General features: G+C 58.3%; 9 protein-coding genes and 1 pseudogene. 3 read left to right on the top strand and 7 right to left on the bottom strand.

Annotated elements, in window-relative coordinates:
• Window positions 1–34: 34 nt before the first annotated feature.
• Window positions 35–97: pseudogene (locus ACIQVE_RS05685) on the bottom strand (hypothetical protein); the annotation flags it as partial.
• Window positions 98–351: 254 nt separating this feature from the next.
• On the opposite strand from ACIQVE_RS05685, the gene ACIQVE_RS05680 reads away from it, so the two are divergent.
• Together ACIQVE_RS05680 and ACIQVE_RS05675 are read left to right on the top strand one after the other, a co-directional pair.
• Entirely contained in the window at window positions 352–675 is a 324-nt protein-coding gene (locus ACIQVE_RS05680; protein ID WP_402805413.1) for a hypothetical protein, read from the top strand.
• A 105-nt stretch (window positions 676–780) separates the two neighbouring features.
• A complete protein-coding gene (locus ACIQVE_RS05675; protein WP_402805410.1) occupies window positions 781–1542 on the top strand; it encodes a YdcF family protein in 762 nt (253 codons plus the stop codon).
• Window positions 1543–1737: 195 nt separating this feature from the next.
• On the opposite strand, the gene lnt is transcribed toward ACIQVE_RS05675, so the two are convergent.
• The 5 genes from lnt to miaB all read right to left on the bottom strand — a co-directional run bounded on the left by lnt (window position 1738) and on the right by miaB (window position 7172).
• Window positions 1738–3261, bottom strand: coding sequence for an apolipoprotein N-acyltransferase (gene lnt / locus ACIQVE_RS05670; protein WP_402805408.1), 1524 nt, complete (start codon window positions 3259–3261; stop codon window positions 1738–1740).
• 17 nt (window positions 3262–3278) lie between these two features.
• Complete coding sequence (locus tag ACIQVE_RS05665; protein ID WP_402805407.1) at window positions 3279–4118, bottom strand: HlyC/CorC family transporter; 840 nt, start codon at window positions 4116–4118, stop codon at window positions 3279–3281.
• 5 nt (window positions 4119–4123) lie between these two features.
• Window positions 4124–4618 carry an rRNA maturation RNase YbeY gene (gene ybeY, locus ACIQVE_RS05660; RefSeq protein WP_402805630.1) on the bottom strand — a complete coding sequence of 165 codons (495 nt, stop codon included), beginning with the start codon at window positions 4616–4618 and terminating at the stop codon, window positions 4124–4126.
• Window positions 4611–5615 (bottom strand): PhoH family protein, encoded by a 1005-nt coding sequence (locus ACIQVE_RS05655; protein ID WP_402805404.1) that lies wholly within the window; start codon window positions 5613–5615, stop codon window positions 4611–4613. The genes ybeY and ACIQVE_RS05655 overlap by 8 nt, the downstream gene beginning before the upstream one ends.
• A 228-nt stretch (window positions 5616–5843) precedes the next feature.
• Entirely contained in the window at window positions 5844–7172 is a 1329-nt protein-coding gene (miaB, locus tag ACIQVE_RS05650) for a tRNA (N6-isopentenyl adenosine(37)-C2)-methylthiotransferase MiaB (protein ID WP_402805402.1), read from the bottom strand.
• 133 nt (window positions 7173–7305) lie between these two features.
• On the opposite strand from miaB, the gene ACIQVE_RS05645 reads away from it, so the two are divergent.
• A complete protein-coding gene (locus ACIQVE_RS05645) occupies window positions 7306–7635 on the top strand; it encodes a DUF1820 family protein (RefSeq protein ID WP_042561234.1) in 330 nt (109 codons plus the stop codon).
• A gap of 459 nt (window positions 7636–8094) precedes the next feature.
• On the opposite strand, the gene ACIQVE_RS05640 is transcribed toward ACIQVE_RS05645, so the two are convergent.
• Complete coding sequence (locus ACIQVE_RS05640; protein ID WP_402805399.1) at window positions 8095–8649, bottom strand: tetratricopeptide repeat protein; 555 nt, start codon at window positions 8647–8649, stop codon at window positions 8095–8097.

Raw genomic sequence — 8649 nt, 5'->3', positions numbered from 1 at the left:
AATTAAAAGGCATAACACATACTTAAAAGTACTTTTGCTCGTCCCAGAACGACTGGGCGGCGGCTTCGATTTCACGGGGCTGATATTGTTCGTGCATGGCTACTTTTGTACTGGATAGGGGTGGCCTAATCCTCTTCAACGCGGCATTCGGGATGGCCCGGACGAGCTGGAAGTGGAATTACAGGAAGCGCCGTAGCATACATGACCGCGCTTGGCCTAGGGAAACCCTGATTACAGCTGTTTGGCCCGCGCAATGGGTGGCGAGGGCCGTTGGTCGCGGCGTGTAGCCGGTTTGTGCAGCGAAGCTAAGCTCTAACTGGGGAGTGAGTCTTATCTTCAATGAGGTGAGGGATGGTGGAGCAACAGCAAAGAAACATCACGAAACCTGAGTTGTACGAGCGGTTGATGGACCGTCTGGGCATGGCTCTGGATGCTGCAAAAACCGCAGACCGGCTGCGCGACGAGCGCCCCCTGGAACTGGAATTGCGTGGCTTGAGCCCCGCCGAGTTCAAACTGGTCAAGGCCTATCTGGATCGCAGTGAACGTGAAACGCACGGCTGCTTGTCGCAAGCAGTGAAGCAGCTCGATACAGCACATTCGGCCAAGGTCATCTGGCTCAAGGACAAGGCGCCCCGCAAAGACACCGTCAAGGTGCGTGCTTTGCAGGCCAAGTAAGCGCATGGCAGGTCAAGAAACGGATCTTTTTCAACAGGATCCCACCCTATCGGTTGTCGCGTTGTATTAACCCACTTAGGCTTCGGGCATCTTTGGAGATGCCCGATGCCTTTTCGTTATTTCATCAAACAACTTCTATTGCCTCCCGGCATTCTTTTGCTGCTGTTGCTGGCCGCGTGGTGGCTGCGCCGTTCGCGGCCGCGACTGGCTGGCGTGTGTTTCGCCTTGGGTTTTGGCGGATTCTGGCTGATGAGCCTGCCCGTGGTGGTGCAATGGGGCGCCAAAGCCCTGGAGCGCGAGCCGCCGCTGGCCCGCGAAGAGTGGGCGATATTGGCGCAGCGTGCCGACGCTATTGTGGTGCTGGGTTCCGGGCGTGAGCGCGGTGATCTGGCGTGGGGCGACGATCAGCCGACCGGCGTGGGGCTTGAGCGTCAACGCTATGCGGCGCGGTTGGCCAAAGCGTCGGGACTGCCGATTCTGACCAGTGGCGGCCTGCATTACGGTACGCCACCTACCGAGGCGAAGTTGATGGCCGATTCCTTGCGGGATGACTTCGGCGTGACCGTGCGGTGGCAGGAAGGGGCAAGCCGCACCACTTGGGAAAACGCCAGATTCAGCGCCGATATGCTGTTGCCGCAGGGGATCAAACGCGTAGTCGTGGTGACTCAGGCCTGGCACATGCCGCGATCGGTGTGGAGTTTTCAGGCGGCAGGATTTGAAGTGGTGCCAGCGCCAGTGGGCTTCCTGGGTACGGACAACGCTCGGCCGTTTGGTGGCTGGTTGCCGGAGTTCAAGTCGATCTGGCAGAGCGGGCAGTTGCTGAATGAGGCGGTGGGGCAGGTGGGGTATTCGCTTTTCTATCGTTGAAATGATGACTCTGTGATGGCGAGGATTCTTTGTGGCGAGGGGATTTATCGGAATGCCGCACCACCTCGTTGGGCGGCGAAGCCGCCCCAGAACCTGCGATCGCGGTGCATCAGATACTCCGTGATCGCAGGGTTTAGGGGCGGCTTTGCCGCCCAACGGGGATAAATCCCCTCGCCACAGGTGCTGCATCAGTCTTTAGACCGTTTTGGACATTCGGCTAGCCATCAACGCCCAACCGAACAGGCCCAGACACAGCACGATCAGCGGCCAAGAACGCCATTGCAGGTACGGCGTCAGGTTGTGCATGGGCACCACTTCGCCATACAAAATCCCTTGTTCGAACTGCGGAATCTGCTCGGTGATCTGCCCGAACGGGTTAATCAGGCCGGTCACGCCATTGTTGGTGGCGCGGATCATCCAGCGTCCGGCTTCCAGCGCGCGCATCTGTGCCATCTGCAAATGCTGCAGCGGGCCGATCGAGGTGCCGAACCACGTGTCGTTGCTGATCGTCAGCAGCAAATCGCTGCGCGCCGACAGGCTGGCGGCGAACTCCGGATACACCACTTCGTAGCAGATGAACGGCGCGATCTGATAGCCCTTGGCTTGCAGCATCGGCTGATCAGCGGGGCCGCGGGCGAAGTCCGACATCGGCAGGTCGAAGAATGCGATCAATCCGCGCAGCACATCCTGCAGCGGCACGTATTCGCCGAACGGCACCAGTTTCTGCTTCAGGTAAGTGCCATCACCTTCGCCAACCACGGTGATGCCGTTGTAGAAGCGTCTTTCGTGATGCACCATTTCGCGGATCGGTACGCCGGTGATCAGCGCCGATTTACGCTCGGCGGCGAAGTTGCCCATCATGCTCAGGTAGCCCTCGGCGGACTCCTTGAGTACCGGCACCGCAGTTTCCGGCCAGATCAGTAGATCCACTGGTTTGGAGCGAAAACTCAGATCGCGGTACAGCGCCAGTTGGGCGTTGAGCTGCGCGGGGTCCCACTTCATGCTTTGTTCGACGTTGCCCTGAATGGCGGCAACGGTCAGCGGTGCGCCAGACGGGCTGGTCCAGGCGTGGCCCTTGAGCGCAACCCCCGCCACCCATGGCCCGACCAGCAACAGCAGGCCAACGGCAACAAACGCTTTACGACCAGATTGCAACAGGCGCGGTGTGTTGTAGATCAGCGCAGCGGTCAATGCCAGAACGAACGACACCAGCCACATCCCGCCGACCGGCGCGAGACCGGCCAATGGGCCGTCGAGCTGGCTGTAACCGGAATAAAGCCACGGGAAACCGGTGAGGAACCAGCCACGAAAGGCTTCCTGGCCGACCCACAATGCAGCGAATGCCAAAGCATCGGCCAACGGTGCCTCGTTACGGCGCAGCCAGCGCGCCCAGAGCCAGGCGGGCAGGGCGAAGAAAAAGGCAATCGCTGCGGTGAACAGCAGCATCAGGAATCCGGCCAGCAGCACCGAAGCGCCGCCGAAATGGTGAATGCTGTAATAGATCCAACTGGTACCGGCGCCGAACAGGCCGAAACCGAAGCACCAGCCGCGGCCCAGTGCCTGACGGGGACTCAGCTCGCGCAGGCCGGCATAGAACAGGCCGACCGCCAGCAGAGCCAGCGGCCAGATATCGAACGGTGCCAGAGCGAAAGTGGTGATTGCACCGGCCGCCACGGCCAGCAGGTTACCGGGCCAGCCGGGGCGGGTTGTCCAGCGCATTTCAATCCTTAGATTTTTTACCGAGCGATTGGCGACAGTCGCAGCAAATGAATTCGACGGCTGTCGGCGTTCAGGATGCGGAAACGATAGGCGCCGATTTCAGTGGTTTCGTTGCGTTTTGGCAAGTGCCCGAACGCGCTCATCACCAGACCGCCGACGGTGTCGAATTCATCGTCGGAGAATTCGCTGTCGAAGAACTCGTTGAATTTCTCGATCGGCGTCAGGGCCTTGATCAGGAAGTCACCGCTGGGCAGCGGCTTGATGTAGCTGTCTTCTTCGACGTCGTGCTCGTCTTCGATGTCGCCGACGATCTGTTCCAGCACGTCTTCGATGGTCACCAGGCCCGCCACGCCGCCGTATTCGTCGATGACGATGGCCATGTGGTTGTGGTTGGCGCGGAACTCACGCAGCAACACGTTCAGACGCTTGGACTCCGGCACGAAGGTGGCCGGGCGCAGCAGGTCCTTGATGTTGAAGCTGTCGCCGTTTTCCTTGAGGATCAGCGGCAGCAGATCCTTGGCCAGCAACACGCCCATTACGTCGTCATGACTTTCGCCGATGACCGGATAGCGTGAGTGGGCGGAATCGACCACGGCAGGGAGGAATTCACGCGGTGTCTGGGTCGCTTTGATGCTGACCATCTGCGAACGCGGCACCATGATGTCGCGTACTTGCAGGTCAGCCACCTGAATGGCGCCTTCGACGATGGCCAGCGCTTCGCTGTCCAGCAGTTTGTTCTGATGTGCATCGCGCAGCAGCTCAAGCAGCTCCTGGCGGTTCTTCGGCTCGTGGGCAAAAGCCTGGGTCAGTTTACCCAGCCATGACTTCTGCCCGTTGCTCGATCGATCTTCGCTCATAGCGATTACTCTGAATCCTTTGTTGTAACGATAGGGGATGGTTCGGTTTCGTCGTCCGCGTACGGATCGGGATAGCCCAGTTCAGCAAGCAACTCGCGTTCCAGTGCTTCCATTTCTTCGGCTTCGTCGTCATCTATATGGTCGTAACCGAGCAGATGCAAGCAGCCGTGAATGACCAGATGTGCCCAGTGGGCCTTTAGTTCCTTGTCTTGTTCGGCTGCTTCACGCTCAACCACAGCCACGCAGATCACCAGATCGCCGAGCAGCGGGATATCGAGAAACTCATCGGGCACGTCAGCCGGGAACGACAGGACGTTTGTCGCGTAATCCTTTTGGCGCCAGGTGTGATTGAGCTCACGACCTTCGTCCTCGTCGACCAGACGAATGGTCATTTCCGAGTCAGCGGTGCGCTGGCGCAGGGCCAGTTCGCACCATTGGCGAAAGTCGGTTTCACTGGGAGCAGACGCTTCGGTCGCTATTTGCAGGTCAAGCTCAAGCATCGCGGCGAGTGTCCTTCGCAGGTTCATCAGTCACTCGATTTTCGAAGCGCTCATAGGCTTCGACGATGCGTTGCACCAGCGGATGGCGCACCACGTCCTTGGCCAGGAAATGCGTGAAGCTGATGCCCGGCACGTCTTTCAGGACTTCGATCACATGATGCAGGCCCGACTTGGTGCCTTTGGGCAGGTCGACCTGGGTGATGTCGCCGGTAATGACCGCCGTAGAGCCGAAGCCGATACGGGTCAGGAACATCTTCATCTGTTCGACGGTGGTGTTCTGGCTTTCGTCGAGAATGATGAAGCTGTTGTTCAGCGTACGACCGCGCATGTAAGCCAGTGGCGCGACTTCGATCACTTGACGTTCGATCAGCTTGGCCACGTATTCGAAACCGAGCATTTCGTAGAGAGCGTCATAAAGCGGGCGCAGGTACGGGTCGATCTTCTGCGACAGGTCGCCGGGCAGGAAACCGAGCTTTTCACCCGCTTCAACCGCCGGGCGCACCAGCAGGATGCGGCGGATCTGTTCGCGCTCCAGAGCATCGACGGCGCAGGCCACGGCCAGATAGGTCTTGCCGGTGCCGGCCGGACCAATGCCGAAGTTGATGTCGTTACCGAGGATTTCCTTTACATAGCGCAGCTGATTCAAGCCGCGAGGGCGAATCATGCCTTTCTTGGTGCGCAGGGCGACGGACGCTTCGGCGGGAGCGTGGTTGTCCAACTCGACGACGGCCGATTCCTGCAGGAACAGGTGCACCGTATCTGGCGACAGTTCTGAACCTTTGGTTTCCCGGTACAGGCGACGAATCAGATTTTCCGCAGACGTGGTGTGCTTGGGGTCGCCAATCAGCTCGAACTGGTTTCCGCGGTTGCGGATCTCGATGGTCAGGCGCTGTTCGATCAAGCGCAAATGCTCGTCGAATTGCCCGCACAGATTGGCGAAGCGGCGAGCCTCAAAGGGCTCGAGAATAAAACGATGTGGTTCTATGGGTGCGTTCAAGGTCGTATTTAGCCGCCCTGGGGCAATTAAGATGAAATCAAGGATAACGCCAGTGGCCTGGGTGCGAAAGCTCTTAAATGGATCAGTCCATTCTCGGGGGTAGCGCGGTCCACTGTGGGAGCTGGCTTGCCAGCGATAGCGGTGCGACAGGCGACATATTTGTCGGCGCTGACGGCCTCATCGCTGGTAAGCCAGCTCCCACAAAATCCTCAGCGCCTCTGATATCTGTTATTGGATCAACGAGCCGCGCAGTGAGTGCGGTTGCGCCGCGTCGATGTGCACGTCGGCGAACTGGCCGATCAGGGTTGGATTGTCGCAGCGGAAGTTGACGATACGATTATTCTCGGTGCGCCCTTGCAGTTCGCCAGGGTCTTTCTTTGAGTAATCGGTCACTAGAATTCGCTGGGTCGAGCCGACCATTTGTCGGCTGATCTCGAAACCTTGTTGATTCAAGCGATGCTGAAGCGCGTTCAGGCGTTCTTTCTTCAGTGCTTCCGGCGTGTCATCGGTCAGGTCGGCGGCCGGTGTGCCCGGGCGCTGGCTGTAAACGAACGAGTAGGAAAAGTCGAAGCCGACGTCTTCGATCAGTTTCATGGTCTGTTCGAAGTCCTTCTCGGTTTCGCCCGGGAAGCCGACGATGAAGTCCGAACTGATGCAGATCCCCGGCACTGCCGCGCGCAGTTTGCGCAGCTTGGATTTGTACTCCAGCGCGGTGTGGTTGCGCTTCATCGCTGCGAGAATCCGGTCGGAGCCCGATTGCACTGGCAAGTGCAGATGCTTCACCAACGCCGGCACGTCGGCGTGGGCCTGGATCAGGCTGTCGGAGAACTCCAGCGGGTGCGACGTGGTGTAGCGAATTCGGTCGATGCCATCGACGGCGGCGACCACGCGGATCAATTCGGCCAGATCCGCCAGGCGTCCGTCATGGGTTGCGCCGCGATAGCCGTTGACGTTTTGCCCCAGCAGGGTCACTTCACGCACGCCGTTTTCAGCGAGGTGAATGATCTCGGCGAGCACGTCGTCGAACGGCCGGCTGACTTCTTCACCGCGGGTATAAGGCACCACGCAGAACGTGCAGTACTTGCTGCAACCTTCCATCACCGATACATAAGCGCTTGGGCCGTCGATGCGCGGCTCGGGCAAGTGGTCGAATTTTTCGATTTCCGGGAACGAGACGTCGACTTGCGGCAATTTGGTGATGCGTGCGGCGTCGATCATTTCCGGCAGGCGGTGCAGGGTCTGCGGGCCGAAGACCACGTCGACGTACGGTGCGCGATCACGGATCGCCGCGCCTTCCTGGCTGGCCACGCAACCGCCGACAGCGATCACCATGTCCGGGTTGGCCAGTTTCAGTTCGCGCCAGCGGCCCAGTTGCGAGTAGACCCGGTCCTGGGCGCGTTCGCGGATCGAGCAGGTATTGAGCAGAATCACGTCGGCATCTTCGGCGCGAGCGGTGACTTCCAGGGCCTGATGTTCACCCAGCAGATCGACCATGCGCGAGCTGTCGTACTCGTTCATCTGGCAACCGTGGGTTTCGATGTAAAGCTTCTTGGCCATGGATTAGAGTCATCACGTGATTCAAAGAACCGCGCATTATAGGGAACATGTCTCCATGTTCCTACCGTTGTGCGTCCGGTGGCTATGCTATAGTTCGCGCCCTCATTTTTATCCCCGATGTTATCCGCCCGCCATGACCAAACGCGAAGCTCCAATCTACAAGGTGATTTTCCTCAACCAGGGCCAGGTGTTCGAAATGTACGCCAAGCAGATCTATCAAAGTGATCTGTGGGGCTTTCTGGAAGTGGAAGAGTTCGTCTTTGGCGAGCGCACGCAGATGGTCGTCGATCCGAGCGAAGAAAAGCTCAAGGCGCAGTTTGAAGGCGTGGTGCGCAGCTTTGTGCCAATGCATTCGATCGTGCGCATCGACGAGGTTGAACGTCTGGGCACACCGAAAATCAGCGAAGCCCGCGGCACGGTCGGCAATGTGATGCCGTTTCCGATGCCGATGCCTGAGAAGTAAAACCAGGATTCAGTAGCTGAAGAGGATTTAGTGGCTGAAAAGAATTCAGTAGCTGAATAGGGTTTAGCGGCTGAAAAGGATTCAGTAACTGAATAGGGTTTAGTGGCTGAAAAGGATTCAGTAGCTGAATAGGGTTTAGTGGCTGAAAAGGATTCAGTAGCTGAATAGGGTTTAGTGGCTGAAAAGGATTCAGTAGCTGAATAGGGTTTAGTGGCTGAAAAGGATTCAGTAGCTGAATAGGGTTTATTGTGGCGAGGGGATTTATCCCCGTTGGGCTGCGAAGCGGCCCTAAAACCTGCAATCAAATTCTTTCTGACACGCCGCATCGAATGGTTTTACGACTGCTGCGCAGCCGAACGGGGATAAATCCCCTCGCCACAAAATCCCATCAGCCATATTCAGCCATATTCAGCCATATTCAGCCATATCAGCCATATCAGTCTTAGAGGTCAGCAGAACTCAGGGCAGTGGCGAAAACGGCGTACGCCCATCGGCGCTTTGCAATTCCATCAGGTATTTACGGAAAATTTGCCCGAGCACCTGAGTGGCGGTTTCGAGATCTTCGCGGGACATTTTTTCAGAGACTTCGTCGGCAGTGTCCAGCGCATCTTCGGCACCGTTGACCGCGGCCATCTTCAGCACGATGTACGCCTGAATGTTGTTGGCCTGCACGCCTTCACCGTGGAAGAACATGCTGCCGAGCTTGAATTGCGCCTGTGCGTGGCCTTGCAGCGAGGCCTTTTCGAAATAGCTCAGGGCTAGATTGAGGTCGCGCGGCGCATTCTTGCCGTCGTAGTAGAACTCACCCAACTCGTATTGCGCTTGCGCATCCCCTTCATCCGCAGCCTTTTGGCAGGCGGCCAGTGCCTGCGTGACGTCTTGCGGCTGAGTATTGAGGGTGCAACGACCCATCGCCGGGATCAACAACGAGTTGCCGCCTGCTTGTGCATGCGCGAGCAGGGGCTGAAGGAGCAACAGGCAGCCCAAGGCAAGGGTGCGGCCGGTGCGGTTCAT

The sequence above is a fragment of the Pseudomonas sp. NPDC098747 genome, from assembly GCF_044760045.1.
Lineage (GTDB): Bacteria > Pseudomonadota > Gammaproteobacteria > Pseudomonadales > Pseudomonadaceae > Aquipseudomonas.
The sequence above is the reverse complement of the archived record's forward strand: the minus strand, read 5'-3'. Positions and strand labels throughout refer to the sequence as shown.